Raw genomic sequence first — 15,925 nt, 5'->3', positions numbered from 1 at the left:
CACTCTATGGCGGTCGACCGACACGATGCGCCTGCGCCGATCCGAGCGGCGACCCGTCCTCCACCGACAGCGAAGGGGACGGGCGATCCACGATCGCGCGCATCGTCGGACCCATCCAGCCGGACGGAGCGAGTCTTGGGTCACGCGGCATCCGGAACCTGAATCGGCACGAGGCTTCCGGATGCCGCGGCCGCCGCCGACCACGGCGGCGACCACATCGAGAATGAGGAGCAGACATGACCGACAACATCACGGTGATCGGCGTCGTCGGAGGCGATCCGCGCGTGCACGTGACCAACCAGGGACTCCCGATCACGTCCTTCCGGCTCGCGTCGACGAGACGGTTCTTCGACCGGGCCAAGGGCACATGGGAGAACGGCGAGACCAACTGGTACACGGTCTCGGCGTTCCGGCAGCTCGCGAAGAACGCGGCGGTGTCGGTGCGGCGCGGCGACCGCGTCGTCGTGCACGGCCGGCTGCGCCTGCGGGCATGGGAGAGCGGGGAGCGGAACGGGACCGCGATCGAGATCGAGGCCGACTCGGTCGGCCACGACCTGAGCTGGGGCACGACGTCGCTGACGAAGAACAGCGGTGGAGCGACGGAGTCGCCGGCCGAGGCCGCGACCGGGCTCCCGTCGGCCGAGGGCGTGCCGACGGGGTGGGCGACGCCGCTCGGGGTCGACGACGACGGCCGCGAGGGCTCTCCCGAGCGTTCCGATGTCGTCGACGAGTCCGGCGACGAGGGGCTGGACGCCGATGCGGCGGAGGACGGAGCCGAGGCCGGCCTCGAGCACGCGCACGTGCCGTTCTGATCGGCGACGGCCGTCGGCCTGCACCTAGACTCGCTTCGAAGCGCATGCAGCGCGCTCGGACGGGGGTCTCATGGCACGGCACACCGGCTCTTCCGCGGCCCTGGCGATCGCCGGGGCCGCGTTGTCCGTCGTGCTCCTGGCCGGCTGTTCCCTGCTGGAGCCCCCAGCTCCGACACCGAGCGCATCGGCGTCCTCGCGGCCGACGCCCAGCGATCAGGAGACGAGCGCCCCGGTCGGGCTCCGGCCCGATCTCCCGGCCGCCGACAACCTGCCGTACTTCGATCAGGTGAACCAGTCCGTCGTGGCGGCGAACGCGGGCGCGCAGGGGCGCGACTTCATCGACGCACTCGTCGCGGCGGGGTTCGACAAGGCCGCGATGCAGGTCACCTCCGACCAGACGAGCCTCGGCGAGCCTGCGGATTCGGTGCAGTTCGCGGTCTCGTTCAACGACGAGTGCCTGGTGGGCCAGTACGGGCCGAAGTCGGGTGGCTACCACGGTGCCGTGCAGCCCGTGCTCGGCACGGGGGGCTGTCTCATCGGGCAGACCCGACCCATAGACTGGTAGGCGACATGGCGGATTACATTTACTCGATGGTGCGCGCCCGCAAAGCGGTCGGCGACAAGGTCATTCTCGACGACGTCACGATGGCGTTCCTCCCAGGAGCCAAGATCGGCGTCGTGGGCCCGAACGGGGCCGGAAAATCCACGATCCTGAAGATCATGGCCGGGCTCGACCAGCCGTCCAACGGCGAGGCGAAGCTCACCCCCGGCTATTCGGTCGGCATCCTGATGCAGGAGCCCGTGCTCGACGAGAGCAAGACGGTGCTGGAGAACGTCCAGGAGGGCGTCGGCCCCATCAAGGCCAAGCTCGACCGGTTCAACGAGATCTCGCTCGCGATGGCGGAGCCCGACGCGGACTTCGACGCGCTGCTCGCCGAGATGGGCACCCTGCAGGAGGCCATCGACGCGGCCGACGCGTGGGACCTCGACTCGCAGCTCGAGCAGGCGATGGACGCACTGCGCTGTCCGCCGGGCGATGAGCAGGTCTCCGTACTGTCCGGCGGTGAGAAGCGACGTGTCGCCCTCTGCAAGCTCCTGCTGCAGAAGCCCGATCTCCTCCTGCTCGACGAGCCCACCAACCACCTCGACGCCGAGAGCGTGCTGTGGCTCGAGCAGCATCTCGCCAAGTACCCCGGCGCGGTGCTCGCGGTCACCCACGACCGGTACTTCCTCGACCACGTCGCGGAATGGATCTGCGAGGTCGACCGTGGTCGCCTCTACCCCTACGAGGGCAACTACTCGACGTACCTCGAGAAGAAGCAGGAGCGTTTGACCGTCCAGGGCAAGAAGGACGCGAAGCTCGCCAAGCGCCTCGCCGAGGAGCTCGACTGGGTCCGCTCCAACGCGAAGGGCCGCCAGGCGAAGTCCAAGGCCCGTCTTGCGCGCTACGAGGAGATGGCGACCGAGGCCGAGCGCACGCGCAAGCTCGACTTCGAGGAGATCCAGATCCCGGCCGGCCCTCGCCTCGGCGACATCGTGCTCGAGGTGAAGAACCTCAAGAAGGGCTTCGGCGACCGAACGCTCATCGAGGGCCTCAGCTTCACCCTGCCGCGCAACGGCATCGTGGGCATCATCGGCCCGAACGGCGTCGGCAAGACCACGCTGTTCAAGACGATCGTCGGCCTCGAGCCGCGCGACGGCGGCGACGTCAAGATCGGCGAGACCGTCAAGATCTCCTACGTCGACCAGTCGCGTGGCGGCATCGACCCCAACAAGTCGCTCTGGGAGGTCGTGTCCGACGGCCTCGACTACATCCAGGTCGGCAAGACCGAGGTGCCGAGCCGCGCCTACGTCTCGACGTTCGGCTTCAAGGGTCCCGACCAGCAGAAGCGGGCCGGCATCCTCTCGGGTGGAGAGCGCAACCGACTCAATCTGGCCCTGACCCTCAAGCAGGGCGGAAACCTCCTGCTCCTGGACGAACCGACGAACGACCTCGACGTCGAGACCCTGTCGAGCCTCGAGAACGCCTTGCTCGAGTTCCCTGGCTGCGCCGTGGTCATCACCCACGACCGCTGGTTCCTCGACCGCATCGCGACGCACATCCTCGCCTACGAGGGCACCGAGGAGAACCCGTCCTACTGGCACTGGTTCGAGGGCAACTTCGAGTCGTACGAGGCGAACAAGGTCGAGCGGCTCGGACCCGACGCCGCGAAGCCGCATCGGTCGGCGTACCGCAAGCTCACCAGGGACTAGGCATGCGCCTCCACGTCCCGACGCCGCTGCGATGGTCCGACCTCGACGCGTACGGGCACGTCAACAACGCCCGGATGCTGAGCCTGCTCGAAGAGGCTCGCATCCAGGCGTTCTGGATGAACGAGGACACCCCCGAGCACGCGGTGGGCGCCACCACTGCGGTCATCGACGCCACCCCGGGGTCGAGCACGCTGACGCTCATCGCGCGCCAGGAGGTCGAGTACCTGGCGCCGATCCCGTATCGGCGCCAGCCGCTGGACGTCGAGCTCTGGATCGGGCATCTCGGAGGCGCCAGCATCGAGGTGTCGTACGAGGTGTACTCGCCCGAGGGCGTCCTGCCCCGCGAACTCCACACCCGCGCGTCGACGACGATCGTGCTCGTCGACGCCGCCTCCGGTCGGCCTAGGCGCATCACCGACGTCGAGCGCGAGGCGTGGACGCCCTACCTCGAGGAGCCGTTGAGCTTTCGGCGCCGTTGACGGCACCACGACGGCCTGGGCCGACGGCACGCCCCGCGGGTAGTGCAGGACCCCTGTCGTCGACCCTCGTGGTCAGGACGCGGCCACGATGCGGTCGCCCGAGATCGACACCGGAATGGCGCGCAACGGTTCCTGCGCAGGGCCGTTGATCACCGCGCCGGTCGCCGAATCGAACTTCGAGCCGTGGCACGGGCAGTCCAACTCGCCGCCGGCCGCCGCGACCGTGCATCCCTGATGCGTGCAGATGGCGCTGAAGGCGACCACCTGCCCCGCCGTCGGTTGGGCGACCAAGGCGGACGCGCCGGCGATCGTCGCGGCGATGCTCCCGCCGACCGGCACGTCGGCGAGCGCAGCGACGTCCTCCCCGGTGGGCGGCTCGTCGGCGGCGTTCGACTCGCTCGGGTTCTCCAGTGTCGGCTCCCCTTCCGGCGGCGTGGATGCGGGGCCCGAGCCGCTCGGCGCCTCCCCGGCCGGTGCGCAGCCTGCGAGGACCAGCGCACCGCTCACGAGGCCGGTCGAACCGAGGGCGAGTACTGCGCGCCTGCTGGGTTCTGCGACATCCGCCATGATCCTGCCCACTCTCCGCTCGAGGGACGGACGCACCTGCGCCGTTGCGCCATTCTCGAACGAGAGTGCGGGTCGGCGCCAGTGCGCCGAGGCCGTCAGGCGGGCGCGCCCGGTGACGGCGCGGGAACGCGGATCATGCCCTCCTGGGCGACGCTCGCCACGAGCAGGCCGTCGCGCGTGTAGATGCGACCGATGGAGAGGCCTCGGCCCCCCTGCGAGGCGGGTGACTCCTGCACGTAGAGGAGCCATTCGTCGACCCTCGCGTCGCGGTGCCACCACATGGCGTGGTCGAGGCTTGCGACGCGAAGCCCGCGAGTCGCCCACGGAACCCCGTGTGCGCGCAGGACCGGCTCCAGGATCGAGTAGTCGCTCGCGTAGGCGAGCGCGGCGCGGTGCTGCTTGGGGTCGTCGGGCAGGCGCCCGACCGCGCGCATCCACACGGCCTGCCGCGGCACCCGGTCTCCTTCGACGCTGAGGTAGATGGGCGAGGGGATGTGGCGCACGTCGAATGCACGGGCGTTCGCCCAGAACTGCGCCATCGCGTGGTCGAGGTGGCCGATGAGGTCGGCGGTCGACGGCAACGACTCGGGGTCCGGCAGGTCGCTCGGCATATCGAGCTGGTGCTCCACGCCCTCGTCCTCGGTCTGGAACGAGGCGATGAGCGAGAGGATCGGTTCGCCCTTCTGGTATGCGTGTGTACGACGCGTGGAGAAGGACCGGCCGTCATGGAGGCGGTCGACCGAGAACGTGATCGGATGATCGACGTCGCCCGGTCGCAGGAAGTAGCCGTGCATCGAGTGGAGGATGCGGTCCTCGTCGACGGTGTGCATCGCGGCGATGAGCGACTGCGCGAGCACCTGGCCGCCGAAGACGCGCCCGAGCGGCATCCACTGCGACGGGCCGGTGAAGATGTCCTCGCTGGTTCGCGCGCCGGTGTCGGTGAGCCGTAGCGTGCTCAACAGGCCGTCGATGGGTCCGTTCATGTTCACTCCGATGTCGGTCGGGGACAGGCCGCGGCGACCGATGAGCGCGGTCGAACCGCACGCGGCCGCGCAATTGGTAGTTTAGACAGCAGATGGTCTCTCAAATCACGCTTGCCGACAGCCTCTCGCTCGGCGATCTGCACACCTACCTGCAACGCGCGGGCCGGGTCGAAGACGGGTCGGTACGACTCATCGCCGGCTCGGGCATCCTTGCCGTGTATACGGCGATCCTGTACCCGCGCGGCATCCTCGACGAGTCGCCGACCGTCCTGGGCCTCCGCACGTTCGCCCTCGAGGACACCGACGACTTCGATTCCGTCGTGCCGATGCGCTCGCTCGTCGAACGCATCGTCCGTGCCCGTGGCGAGCTCGGCGAGGACGACGAGTCACGCCCGGTGTCGATGTCCCGTCCGCCGGAGGTCAACACCGTGACCTGGGCGGGCATCTCGCCGCCACGGGGCGGATGGCGCCCGCTGGGCGAGACGGATGCCGCGACGCTCGAGGCCGCCGCTCGGGCCGGCATCGACGAAGTGGCCGAGGCCATTCCGGCCGGCACGGGGGAGCAGCTCGTCCAGCGCGTGCGGTCCGAGGTCTGGGGCCGCGGCGTCGAGGGCGTCGAGTACATCCCCACGGGCGCGGCCTTCGCGGCGTTCAGCCTCGGGTTCCTGGGCGAGGACCCGGTCCGCCTGTTCGAGACCGGGCCGTGGACGCGCCTGAGCTCCCGCCGTGGCCACGTGCTCGTGCGACGCAAGCCCTGGACGCTCAAGGCCTGACGCTCAAGGCCTGACGCTCGAGGCCTGACGCTCGAGGCCTGACGCTCGAGGCCTGACACCGGACGCGCCCGGAACCCCAGCGGACTACTCCGTCGACGTGCGCGCGATCGCCCGCCCCGCGGTTCGCCCGGTGAAGAGGCATCCGCCGAGGAACGTGCCCTCGAGCGCGCGGTAGCCGTGCACCCCGCCGCCGCCGAACCCGGCGGCCTCGCCGACGGCGTACAGGCCCGACACCGGCGTGCCGTCCGCGGCGAGGGCGCGCGCGTCGAGGTCGGTCTGGATGCCACCGAGGCTCTTACGGGTGAGGATGTGCAGCTTCACCGCGATGAGCGGCCCCGCCTTCGGGTCGAGGATGCGGTGCGGGGTCGCGACGCGGATGAGCTTGTCGCCGCGGTACTTGCGGGCGCCGCGGACCGCGGTCAGCTGGAGGTCCTTCGAGAACTCGTTCGCGACCTCCCGGTCGCGCGCGAGGATCTCCCGCTCGACGTTCTCCGTGTCGAGCTCGACCTCGGTGGAGAGTGCGCGCATGCCCGAGAGCAGCTCGTCGAGGGTGTCGGCGACGACGAAGTCGACGCCGTGCTCCTTGAACGCCTCGACGGGACCGGTCGCGCCCGAGCCGAGCCGCTCGGCGAGGAGCCTCACGTCCTTGCCGGTGAGGTCGGGGTTCTGCTCGCTCCCGGACAGGGCAAACTCCTTCTCGATGATCTTCTGGGTCAGCACGAACCACGTGTGCTCGTACCCGGTCTTCTGGATGTGCTCGAGCGTGCCGAGCGTATCGAATCCGGGGAACAGCGGTACCGGCATCCGACGCCCCTCGGCATCGAACCAGAGCGAGGACGGGCCGGGGAGGATCCGGATGCCGTGCATGGGCCACACCGGGTCCCAGTTGGTGATGCCCTCGGTGTAGTGCCACATGCGGTCGCCGTTCACGAGCCGCGCGCCCGCCCGCTCCGAGATCGGCAGCATGCGGCCGTCGACGTGCGCCGGGACCCCCGAGAGCATGTGCTCGGGCGGCGTGCCGAGCCGTTCGGGCCAGAACTCGCGCACGAGTTCGTGGTTGCCGCCGATGCCGCCCGAGGCCACGACGACGGCCGGCGCACGCACCTCGAAGTCGCCGATGGCGTCGCGGTTGCTGGATTCGCCGCGCCCGGCGGTGTCGGGGGCGAGCACCGACCCGCGGGCGCCCACGACCGCGCCGCCCTCGACGATCAGCTCATCCACGCGGTGGCGGTGCCGGAACTCGACGAGGCCGGCGGCCTCGCCCGCCTTGACGCGCGCGATGAACGGCGCGAGCACGCCCGGACCGGTGCCCCAGGTGATGTGGAATCGCGGCACCGAGTTGCCGTGCCCGATGGCGTTGTACCCGCCGCGTTCGGCCCATCCGACGATCGGGAAGAAGCGGACGCCCTTCTGGTGCAGCCAGGCCCGCTTCTCGCCGGCGGCGAAGTCGAGGTAGGCCTCGGCCCAGCGCCGGCCCCATTCGTCCTCGTCGCGGTCGAACCCCGCGGTGCCGTCCCAGTCCTGCCTGGCCAGGTCGAGCGAGTCCTTGACGCCCATGCGGCGCTGCTCGGGCGAGTCGATGAGGAACAGCCCGCCGAACGACCAGTGCGCCTGCCCGCCGAGGCTCGCCGGGGGCTCCTGATCGAGGATCAGGACGCGCTTGCCGGCGTCCACGAGTTCGGCGGCGGCGACGAGACCGGACAGGCCGGCCCCGACGATGATCGCGGCGGGACGGGCGTGCGCGTCGGGGGTTGCGGGCACAGGGGACTCCTTCGTCTCACGGGTGCGGCTGGATCTCGAGGTCCGGGTCAGTCCTCGAAGGTGTTCACCATCGCGAACGCCGCACGTTGAAGATAGTCCCACAGGGTCTCCTCGGCGAGCGGCGGCAGCTCGAGCGCGTCGACCGCCGTGCGCATGTGCGCCAGCCAGCGGTCGCGCGCATCGGGGTTGACCTTGAAGCCGGCGTGCCGCATGCGCAGCCTTGGGTGCCCGCGCTGCTCGCTGTACGTTCCCGGCCCGCCCCAGTACTGCTCCAGGAAGAGCAGGAGCCGTTCCTCGGCCGGCCCGAGATCCTCCTCGGGGTACATGGGCTTCAGGACGGGGTCGGTGGCGACGCCCCGGTAGAACTCGTGCACGAGGCGCTCGAAGGTCGGACGCCCGCCGACGGTCTCGTAGAACGAGGCGCCGAGGGCGGAGCCGTGCTCGCTGCCGCGGAGGGGCACGGATGCCGGCGGCACGGCCGCGATCGGGATCACGGGCGTGGTCGGCTCCGCGGATGCCGCGGCAGGGGTCTCATCGGTCACGTGCGGTCTCCGGAGGTCGGCGGGTCGGTTCGAGGCGGTTCGGACGGAGAGATGGGGGAGGAGGCCTTCGGACGGAGGGTGCGCTTAACCTTCGCCTTCGCCGTCGCGGCCTTCGCGCCCTCATTCGCGAGCACGGCGTTGGAGGCGGTCTTCGGCGGCTTGGCACCCTTGACCCGGGTGGCGCCGTCGAACCCGGTGAGCACCACCGATGCGAGGCTCGGGAGCTTCAGGCCCATCTCGTCGACCGTGCGCTTGAGCCGCATGCGGAGTTCGCGTGCCACGTCGTCCTTCGACGATGTGCGGACCTTCATGACGACACGGAGCACGACGGCATCGTCGGAGATCGACTCGAGGCCCCAGATCTCGGGACGCTCGAGCACCCGCGAACGCCACTTCGTGGAGTGCGCGAGCTCGCCGGCCGTCTTCAGCAGCTCGGCCTCGACCGCTTCGACGTCGGCCTCGTAGGGCACGGCGAGGTCGACGATGACGCGGGCCCAGCCCTGCGACATGTTGCCGACGCGCAGGATCTCGCCGTTGCGCACGAACCAGAGCGTGCCGTTCACGTCGCGGACCTTGGTGATGCGGATCTGCACCTCCTCGACGATGCCCGTCGCGGGCCCGAGGTCGACGACGTCGCCCACGCCCAGCTGGTCCTCGATCACCATGAAGATGCCGTTCAGGGCATCCTTGACGATGTTCTGGGCGCCGAAGCCGAGCCCCGCGCCGATCGCGGCCGACAGCAGGGCGAAGGAGCCGAGCACGTCGGAGTTGATCGCGTTCACCACGAGCAGCGTCGTGATGATGAACAGGGTCACGTTGATGACGTTGCGGAACACGGACCCGAGCGTCCGGGTACGTTGCACGACGCGGACGGCTGCCAGGGGCGACGCCTGCAGGGCCTGGGTGTCGGTGACGTCCTGCTTGCGCTTGACCCCCGAGACGATCTGGTCGACGACGCGATCGATGACGCTCAGCAGCACCCAGCGCACGATTAGCGCCCCGACGACGATCACGAAGACCTGGATCAGCGTGCCGAGGAACACGGGCCAGGTGTCGTTCCACCACACGATGAGATTCGTCCAGAGGTCGGTCACTGGGTCGCCTCCGCTCGCAGGTCGGTTCGGGGTCGGGTCGGTGTCTGGTCGAACATCGAAGCGAGTCTACTGAGGGCCGCGTGGGAGTCAGCCGAGCGACTCCGCATCGCAGCGACGCGCGCGCAGCGCCCGCTCGAGTTCGTCGAGCTGCTCCGACACGAGGCGGTGCAGCGGCGCGGGCGACGGGTTCGCCGCGAGCCAGGTTCGTGCGGAATCGGCGACCTCGCTCGTGACGAGTGGTGCGGGGAACAGCCGCTTCACGATGAGCGAGGCCATCGTGAAGCTCCGTTCGGCCCAGACGTCCTGCAGCACGTCGAAGTAGTCGTCGACGGTCGAGGCGAGCAGCGTCGGGTCGGAGGTGCGACGCCATCCGTCGGCGATGGCGCGCGCGACGTCGTTGGAGAGCCCCGCATCGGTCGCGACCCGGTGCCATGCAGCGTCCTTCACGGCCTGGTCGGGCCGCGCGGCGCGGGCGGTCTCGGCGAGCCGGTGCCCCTTCGCGGTGTCGTCGAGGGCGAGCGCCGCTGCGATCTCCCCGTCGATCTCGTCGTCGGATGCCGCGAGCAGGGCGGCCCGGGCGATGACGAGCTCCCATCGAAGGTCGAGGTCGATCTCGAGGCCGTCGAGGCGGATCGACCCGTCGAGGAGGCTCCCGAGCACGTCGGCGTGAGCCTGCGAGCTGGCCAGCTGCGTGAACGCCTTCACGAACTGCAGCTGCGCGTCGGAACCGGCGTCGGCGAGTTCGGCGAGCGCCCAGACGCCGTCTCCCGCCTCGGCGGCGACGCGCTCCCGGTGCTCATCGGCGAGGTACCGCCCCAGCGCCGTCTCGAGCCGCGTCAGCGCGAGGCCACGTGCCGAGGACTGCGTCTCGCGCCCGATGCTGCCGAGTACGAGGCGCACGAAGGCTCTTGCCGGCAACTCGGCATCGCGCACGGCGTCCCACGCGGAGCCGAGGACCACCGCACGGGACACCGGGTCGGCGAGGTCCGCGAGGCGCTCGAGGGCGGTCGCGTACGACACATCGTCGAGGCGGACCTTCGCATAGGTGAGGTCGTCGTCGTTCACGAGCAGCAACTCGGGTCGGGGGAGGCCGACGAGCTCGGGCACCTCGGTCGAGGCGCCGTCGACGTCGATCTCGATGCGGTGCGTGCGGACGAGCGCGCCGTCCGCGTCGCTCGCGTAGCAGCCGAGGGCGACCCGGTGGGGGCGGAGGGTCGGGTGCGCCGCTGCCGCGGTCTGCTCGATCGCGGCCCGCGTGATCGTGCCCGCGGCATCCGCCTCGATGACGGCGCGGAGCGTGTTCACGCCTGCGGTCTCGAGCCAGAGCGCCGACCACTCGGTGAGTTCTCGTCCGCTCGCACGTTCGAGCTCGTCGAGGAGGTCTCGGAGCGTCGCGTTGCCGCCGGCGTTGGCGGTGAGGTACGCGCCGACGCCGCGCTGGAACGCCTCGAGCCCGACCCACGCGACGAGCTGCTTGAGCACGGAGGCGCCCTTGTCGTAGGTGATCGCGTCGAAGTTGACCTCGACGTCGCCGAGCGATTCGATCGGCGCCACGATCGGATGGGTCGAGGGAAGCTGGTCCTGCTCGGCGGCGTACGTCTTCTCGTCGCTCGCGAAGGTGGCCCAGACTCCCGTGAACTCGGTCACCTGCGAGGTCGCGAGCGTCGAGGCCCACGTCGCGAACGACTCGTTGAGCCAGAGGTCGTTCCACCAGCGCATCGTGACCGAGTCGCCGAACCACATGTGCGACAGTTCGTGCAGCACGACGATGGCCCGCTGCTCGCGCCGGGCATCGGAGACCCGCGAACGGAAGAGGTAGTTCTCGTTGAAGGTGACCGCGCCGACGTTCTCCATGGCGCCCCAGTTGTACTCGGGGACGAAGATCTGGTCGTACTTGCCGAACGGGTAGGGCACGCCGAAGGCCCGCTCGTAGAACTCGAGACCCGCCTGCACCGTGTCGAACATGACGTCGGGTTCGGCGTGCTCCGCGAGCGAGGCCCGGGTGAAGACCCCGAGGGGGATCTCCCGGCCGTCGGTGCTCGTGGCCGAGCCGTGCCAGTGCGCGTAGGCGCCGGCCACGATCGCGACGATGTAGCTCGAGATCACCGGGCCGGTCTCGAACGCCCACACCGCGGCATCCGCGCCGTCGCCCGTGGGGACCGCCTCGGGCGTGGGCGCGTTGCTCAGCACGACCCACTCGGCGGGCGCGGTGATCGTGAACCGCACGGAGGCCTTGAGGTCGGGCTGGTCGAAGACGGCGTAGACGCGGTTGGCCTCGGCGACCGCGAACTCCGTGTAGAGGTACACGGCGTCGTCGACCGGGTCGACGAACCGGTGGAGGCCCTCGCCGGTGTTCGTGTACGCGCAGGTGCTCACGATGCGCAGCTCGTTCTCGGCCGCCAGGTCGTCGAGTCGGATGCGGCCGCCGTCGGATGCCGCGGTCGGGTCGATGGCCCGGCCGTTGAGGGTGACCTCGTGCACGTCGACGGTGGTCGCCTCGATGAAGGTCGCGGCGCCCTCGGTCGCACGGAACCGCACCACCGTGGTGGAGGCGAACGTGGAGCCGTCGCCCGTCAGGTCGAGCTCGACCTCGTACGACACGTCGGCGACGATCGCCGCGCGTTCCTCGGCTTCGATGCGGGTCAGATCGGCAGCGGGCATGGGCGGGGGCCTCCGGAGGGTCGTGGACGGGCCAGCCCAGCCTACTGACTCAGTGCGCGCCGCCGGCGGAGGGGAGCAGGCCGTGCTGGTAGGCGTAGATCACCAGTTGCACGCGGTCGCGGGCGTCCAGCTTCAGGAGCACCCTGCCGACGTGCGTCTTGACCGTGGACTCGGACAGGAAGAACCGTGCCGCGATCTCCGCGTTGCTGCCGCCCTCTGCGACGGCGATCAGGACCTCCCGCTCGCGGGCCGTGAGGTCGGACAGGCCGGGCGGGGCGTCGTCGCCGGCACGGGGCAGTTCGCGCCCGAACAACTCGATCATGCGACGGATCACCCGCGGTGCGAGGGCGGCCTCGCCGGCGTGCACCGTGCGGATCGCGCCGACCAGGTCGGCGGGGCGCGAATCCTTGAGCAGGAATCCGCTCGCCCCCGCGCGGATCGCCGCGAAGGCGTACTCGTCGAGGTCGAAGGTCGTCAGCACGAGCACCCGCGTCGGGCGCCCGCCGCGCACGATGGCCTCGGTCGCGGCGATGCCGTCGACGCCCGGCATCCGGACGTCCATCAGGATCACGTCGACCTCGTGCGAGTCGACCAGCTCGGCGGCCGCTCCTCCATCGGCCGCCTCGCCGACGACCTCCAGGTCGGGCTCCGCCTCGAGCACCATGCGGAGGCCGGTGCGGACCAGCGACTGGTCGTCGGCGATGGCCACTCGGATCGGAGCGCGGTCGGGGCTCATGTCGCCTCCTCGGCGTCGGAGGGTGCCGTCGATCCGGCGGCGTCGGCGGCGTCCGCGGAACGCAGGACGGCCCTGAGGTGCCAGCCTCGCACGGCGCCCGGTCCCGCCTCGAGGGTACCGCCGTACAGGGCGACGCGTTCGCGCATGCCCACGAGGCCGTGGCCGCCGCCGGGGCTCTGTCGGCCCATCGGGGTCGGCGCGTCGTCGACGACGTCGACCCGTACCAGGCCCTCGGCATGCTCGACCGTGACCTCGACCGCGTGCGCCGCGGCCGCATGCCGGAGCGCGTTCGTCAGGCCCTCCTGCACGATGCGGTAGATCGTCAACTGCAGGTTGGGGTCCTCGACCGGCGCTCCGACGGTCGTCAGTCGCGCAGGCAGCCCGGCGGCGCGGAACCGGTCGACGAGGGCGGGGATCGCGGCGGCGTCGGGCTGCGGCGCCAGGTCGTCGTCGCCGGTGCCCGGTTCGGCGAGCACCCCGAGCATCCGGCGCATGTCGGCGAGCGCCGAGCGGCCCGTCTCGGCGACGTGGCGCATCGCCTCGGAGGCGCGTTCCGGGTCGCGGCTCGCGGTCGCCGACGATCCGTCGGCGAGGGTCACCATCACGGTGAGGCTGTGGGACACGATGTCGTGCATCTCCCGGGCGATGCGGGAGCGTTCGAGCGCCGTCGCGAGCCGCGCCTGCTGGTCCCGTTCGCGCGCGAGGTCGTGGGCTCGTGCGATGAGCGCATCGAGGTAGCGCCGCCGATTGCCGACCGTCACGCCGATGAGCGTCCCGATGAGCAGGAGCACGGTGAACTGCGTCGCCGAGGCCGGGGCGTCGGCGCCGAACGGGGAGACCGTGTCGTCGCCGGCCCACACGGCGAGGTAGGAGGCGAGCGTCGCCACGATCACCGAGCCCGCGAACCCGACCCAGGCGGAGCGCGTGGACCGGTACACGGCGAGCGCGTAGAGCCCGAACAGGGTGGGAACCACGTCCGCCGGGCCGAACGGGGCGGCGACCAGGCAGGTGAGCCAGGCCACGAGGAGCAGTATCCATGGCCGGCGTCGCCGGAACAGCAGGATCGCCGCCGCGGCCGCGAGGATGGCAGCCGGCTGCGCGACGAGGATCCAGGGCTGCAGGGGAGTCGCCGTGGTCTCGGTGGTCGCCGTCCCGACGAGGGTCGGCACGAGGTAGACGGCGGTGATCAGCGAGTCGGTGAGCCACGGATGCCGTGCCCAGAACTGCCGGACGACGCCCGGCGGCTTCGGCAGACGCAGTTCTCCCCCGGCCGCCGCACGCGGGTGGCCGGGGGAGAGTGGTGCTTCCGTCATGGACTGGACTCTACGCGTCGCGCCGCTTCAGGAGCACGGCTGCCCCGACGACGGATGCCGCGACCCAGCCGAGCACGATGAACAGGTTGAGCCAGACGCCGAGCGCGTCGCCGGAGGGGCCCGCGGTGGTCGACGTGAACATGTTCATGCCCGCGCTCGGGAGGAGGTACGGGATGAGGTCCGCTGCCCACTCGGCCGGGATCATCGCGATGACCGTCGGCAGCAGGAGGAGGAGTCCGAGCACCGCGGCGATGCCGCCGGCGCTGCTTCGGAGCATCGTGCCGACCCCGAGGGCGAAGACGGCGACGAGGGCGAGGTAGAGCGCGCCGCCGAGCAGCGGGAGGAACACCGCCGGTTCGGCCAGGCTCGCCGAGACGCCCGTGTCCGCGAAGACCACGGATGAGACCACGAAGGCGAGGAGGTTGGCGACGAGGCCGACGACGAACGTCGCGGCGAAGAGCACGACGCCCTTCGCCGCGAGCGCGGGGAGGCGCTTGGGCACGGCCGTGAGGGTCGAGCGGATCATGCCGGTCGTGTACTCGCCGCTGATGACGAGCACGCCGAGCACGCCGGCCACGAGTTGGCCGAAGTAGACGCCGAACACCGAGGCCTGCAGCACCAATTGCGCCTGCTGATCGGCCGGAGCGCGGCCGGCGTCGCCTCCGCCGTTCATGCCGCTCGCCATGCTCAACGACATGATGAACGCCATCCCGAGCGAGATCGCGATGACGATGACGTACGACCAGGTCGTCGAGCGGAGGCTCCTGAGCTTGATCCACTCGGAGCGGAGGACGCCGCCGAAGGTCAGCGTGGTCGCACGCGCACGCTGGGACGGATGCGTCGTGGGCTGGGTGATCGTGGTCATCGGACGGCCTCCGTGCGGTATTCGACGGCGTCGGCGGTGAGCGCCATGTAGGCCTCCTCCAACGACGCGCTGAGCGGGGTGAGTTCGTGGATGGCGAGCCCGTGCGTGGCCGCGAGGTCGCCGATGCCGGCCGCGGCGAGGCCGGTGACCTCGAGCGTGCCCGCTTCGGAGCGGATCACCGCGACCTCGGGGGCGGCGAGGAGGTCTGCGAGTTGGGACGCCTGCGGCGACTTGACCAGGACGCGGGTGCGCGTCCCGCCCGCGATGATGTCGGCGACCGGGGCGTCGGCGATGATCTCGCCTCGTCCGAGCACGATGAGGTGGTCGGCGGTGAGGGCCATCTCGCTCATCAGGTGCGAGGAGAGGAAGATCGTCCGTCCCTCGGACGCGAGGTGCCGCACGAACTGGCGCACCCACAGCACGCCCTCGGGGTCGAGGCCGTTGACGGGCTCGTCGAGGATGAGCGTCGCCGGGTCGCCGAGCATGGCCGCGGCGATGCCGAGCCGCTGGCCCATGCCGAGCGAGAAGCCGCCCACGCGCTTGCGGGCGACGGACTCGAGCCCGGTGAGCTCGATCACCTCGCGGACCCGGCTCGCGCCGATGCCGTGCGTGGCAGCCATCGCGAGGAGGTGGTTGTAGGCGCTGCGGCCGGTGTGCACGGCCTTCGCATCGAGGAGGGCCCCGACCTCGTGCAGGGGAGCCCGGTGCTCGGCGTACGGCCTGCCGTTGACGCTCACGCGTCCTTCGGTCGGGCGGTCGAGCCCCACGATCATGCGCATCGTGGTGGACTTGCCCGCGCCGTTCGGCCCGAGGAAGCCCGTGACCTGCCCCGGGCGGACGGTGAAACTGATGTCGTTGACGGCGGTCTTCGCGCCATAGCGCTTGACGAGCCCTTCTGCCGTGATCATGCCTGCAACGCTACGCACCGGCGGCTCGGGGGACATCCGCCGTGCGAATGGTCGAGGGCGGGTCGGCGTGGTACCTGGGTACCACGCCGACCCGCGCTCGACGACGGTGCTAGCCCTGCTGCGCGTCGCGCGCCGGCGCGCCCCGCGCACGATCGACGCCCGCGAGCCGCACGACGAC

15 protein-coding genes are annotated in these 15,925 nt (G+C 70.8%); 5 read left to right on the top strand and 10 right to left on the bottom strand.

All coding sequences use genetic code 11. From position 1 onward, the window contains the following. Nucleotides 1-236 precede the first annotated feature (236 nt). The 4 genes from GQQ95_RS11240 to GQQ95_RS11225 all read left to right on the top strand — a co-directional run bounded on the left by GQQ95_RS11240 (nt 237) and on the right by GQQ95_RS11225 (nt 3,544). On the top strand, nt 237-812 hold the full coding sequence (locus GQQ95_RS11240; RefSeq protein WP_157427766.1) for a single-stranded DNA-binding protein: 576 nt from the start codon (nt 237-239) through the stop codon (nt 810-812). Between the two features lie 70 nt (nt 813-882). Then, a complete protein-coding gene (locus GQQ95_RS11235) occupies nt 883-1,377 on the top strand; it encodes a DUF6993 domain-containing protein (RefSeq protein ID WP_157427765.1) in 495 nt (164 codons plus the stop codon). Between the two features lie 5 nt (nt 1,378-1,382). Then, the gene (ettA, locus tag GQQ95_RS11230) at nt 1,383-3,065 is read left to right on the top strand and encodes an energy-dependent translational throttle protein EttA (protein ID WP_157427764.1); all 1,683 of its coding nucleotides are present in this window, start codon (nt 1,383-1,385) and stop codon (nt 3,063-3,065) included. Between the two features lie 2 nt (nt 3,066-3,067). Next, nucleotides 3,068-3,544: an acyl-CoA thioesterase gene (locus GQQ95_RS11225; protein ID WP_157427763.1), complete on the top strand. Its 477-nt coding sequence runs from the start codon at nt 3,068-3,070 to the stop codon at nt 3,542-3,544. Between the two features lie 72 nt (nt 3,545-3,616). On the opposite strand, the gene GQQ95_RS11220 is transcribed toward GQQ95_RS11225, so the two are convergent. After that, nucleotides 3,617-4,111: a QcrA and Rieske domain-containing protein gene (locus tag GQQ95_RS11220; RefSeq protein ID WP_157427762.1), complete on the bottom strand. Its 495-nt coding sequence runs from the start codon at nt 4,109-4,111 to the stop codon at nt 3,617-3,619. 95 nt (nt 4,112-4,206) lie between these two features. Beyond that, the gene (locus GQQ95_RS11215) at nt 4,207-5,094 is read right to left on the bottom strand and encodes an acyl-CoA thioesterase (RefSeq protein WP_157427761.1); all 888 of its coding nucleotides are present in this window, start codon (nt 5,092-5,094) and stop codon (nt 4,207-4,209) included. Between the two features lie 92 nt (nt 5,095-5,186). On the opposite strand from GQQ95_RS11215, the gene GQQ95_RS11210 reads away from it, so the two are divergent. Continuing rightward, a complete protein-coding gene (locus GQQ95_RS11210; RefSeq protein ID WP_157427760.1) occupies nt 5,187-5,867 on the top strand; it encodes a DUF8185 domain-containing protein in 681 nt (226 codons plus the stop codon). 84 nt (nt 5,868-5,951) lie between these two features. Here GQQ95_RS11210 and GQQ95_RS11205 read toward each other — a convergent pair whose 3' ends face one another. From GQQ95_RS11205 to GQQ95_RS11170, 8 genes are all read right to left on the bottom strand, one after another. Then, the gene (locus tag GQQ95_RS11205) at nt 5,952-7,628 is read right to left on the bottom strand and encodes an FAD-binding dehydrogenase (RefSeq protein WP_157427759.1); all 1,677 of its coding nucleotides are present in this window, start codon (nt 7,626-7,628) and stop codon (nt 5,952-5,954) included. A 47-nt stretch (nt 7,629-7,675) separates the two neighbouring features. Continuing rightward, on the bottom strand, nt 7,676-8,089 hold the full coding sequence (locus GQQ95_RS11200; RefSeq protein WP_157427865.1) for a globin: 414 nt from the start codon (nt 8,087-8,089) through the stop codon (nt 7,676-7,678). A gap of 77 nt (nt 8,090-8,166) precedes the next feature. Further along, nucleotides 8,167-9,264, bottom strand: a complete 1,098-nt coding sequence (locus GQQ95_RS11195; protein ID WP_157427758.1) for a mechanosensitive ion channel family protein — start codon at nt 9,262-9,264, stop codon at nt 8,167-8,169. A gap of 87 nt (nt 9,265-9,351) precedes the next feature. Beyond that, nucleotides 9,352-11,925 carry an aminopeptidase N gene (gene pepN / locus GQQ95_RS11190; protein ID WP_157427757.1) on the bottom strand — a complete coding sequence of 858 codons (2,574 nt, stop codon included), beginning with the start codon at nt 11,923-11,925 and terminating at the stop codon, nt 9,352-9,354. A 49-nt stretch (nt 11,926-11,974) separates the two neighbouring features. After that, nucleotides 11,975-12,661, bottom strand: coding sequence for a response regulator transcription factor (locus GQQ95_RS11185; RefSeq protein WP_157427756.1), 687 nt, complete (start codon nt 12,659-12,661; stop codon nt 11,975-11,977). Continuing rightward, complete coding sequence (locus tag GQQ95_RS11180) at nt 12,658-13,974, bottom strand: sensor histidine kinase (RefSeq protein ID WP_157427755.1); 1,317 nt, start codon at nt 13,972-13,974, stop codon at nt 12,658-12,660. Before GQQ95_RS11180 ends, GQQ95_RS11185 begins: the two co-directional genes overlap by 4 nt. Nucleotides 13,975-13,984: 10 nt before the next feature. Next, nucleotides 13,985-14,839 (bottom strand): ABC transporter permease, encoded by an 855-nt coding sequence (locus tag GQQ95_RS11175; protein WP_157427754.1) that lies wholly within the window; start codon nt 14,837-14,839, stop codon nt 13,985-13,987. Next, on the bottom strand, nt 14,836-15,747 hold the full coding sequence (locus GQQ95_RS11170) for an ABC transporter ATP-binding protein (RefSeq protein WP_157427753.1): 912 nt from the start codon (nt 15,745-15,747) through the stop codon (nt 14,836-14,838). Before GQQ95_RS11170 ends, GQQ95_RS11175 begins: the two co-directional genes overlap by 4 nt. Nucleotides 15,748-15,925: the final 178 nt, after the last annotated feature.

The organism is Agromyces salentinus, assembly GCF_009749395.1.
Classification (GTDB): domain Bacteria; phylum Actinomycetota; class Actinomycetes; order Actinomycetales; family Microbacteriaceae; genus Agromyces; species Agromyces salentinus.
Note: the sequence above shows the minus strand (reverse complement) of the source record. Positions and strands in the feature narration are given on the sequence as shown.

What these genes read in the sequence shown, in the direction of transcription:
- GQQ95_RS11240 (WP_157427766.1), top strand. Translation starts at nt 237, where the DNA reads ATGACCGACAACATCACGGTGATCGGCGTCGTCGGAGGCGATCCGCGC.
- GQQ95_RS11235 (WP_157427765.1), top strand. Translation starts at nt 883, where the DNA reads ATGGCACGGCACACCGGCTCTTCCGCGGCCCTGGCGATCGCCGGGGCC.
- ettA (WP_157427764.1), top strand. Translation starts at nt 1,383, where the DNA reads ATGGCGGATTACATTTACTCGATGGTGCGCGCCCGCAAAGCGGTCGGC.
- GQQ95_RS11225 (WP_157427763.1), top strand. Translation starts at nt 3,068, where the DNA reads ATGCGCCTCCACGTCCCGACGCCGCTGCGATGGTCCGACCTCGACGCG.
- GQQ95_RS11220 (WP_157427762.1), bottom strand. Translation starts at nt 4,111, where the DNA reads ATGGCGGATGTCGCAGAACCCAGCAGGCGCGCAGTACTCGCCCTCGGT.
- GQQ95_RS11215 (WP_157427761.1), bottom strand. Translation starts at nt 5,094, where the DNA reads ATGAACGGACCCATCGACGGCCTGTTGAGCACGCTACGGCTCACCGAC.
- GQQ95_RS11210 (WP_157427760.1), top strand. Translation starts at nt 5,187, where the DNA reads ATGGTCTCTCAAATCACGCTTGCCGACAGCCTCTCGCTCGGCGATCTG.
- pepN (WP_157427757.1), bottom strand. Translation starts at nt 11,925, where the DNA reads ATGCCCGCTGCCGATCTGACCCGCATCGAAGCCGAGGAACGCGCGGCG.
- GQQ95_RS11185 (WP_157427756.1), bottom strand. Translation starts at nt 12,661, where the DNA reads ATGAGCCCCGACCGCGCTCCGATCCGAGTGGCCATCGCCGACGACCAG.
- GQQ95_RS11180 (WP_157427755.1), bottom strand. Translation starts at nt 13,974, where the DNA reads ATGACGGAAGCACCACTCTCCCCCGGCCACCCGCGTGCGGCGGCCGGG.
- GQQ95_RS11175 (WP_157427754.1), bottom strand. Translation starts at nt 14,839, where the DNA reads ATGACCACGATCACCCAGCCCACGACGCATCCGTCCCAGCGTGCGCGT.
- GQQ95_RS11170 (WP_157427753.1), bottom strand. Translation starts at nt 15,747, where the DNA reads ATGATCACGGCAGAAGGGCTCGTCAAGCGCTATGGCGCGAAGACCGCC.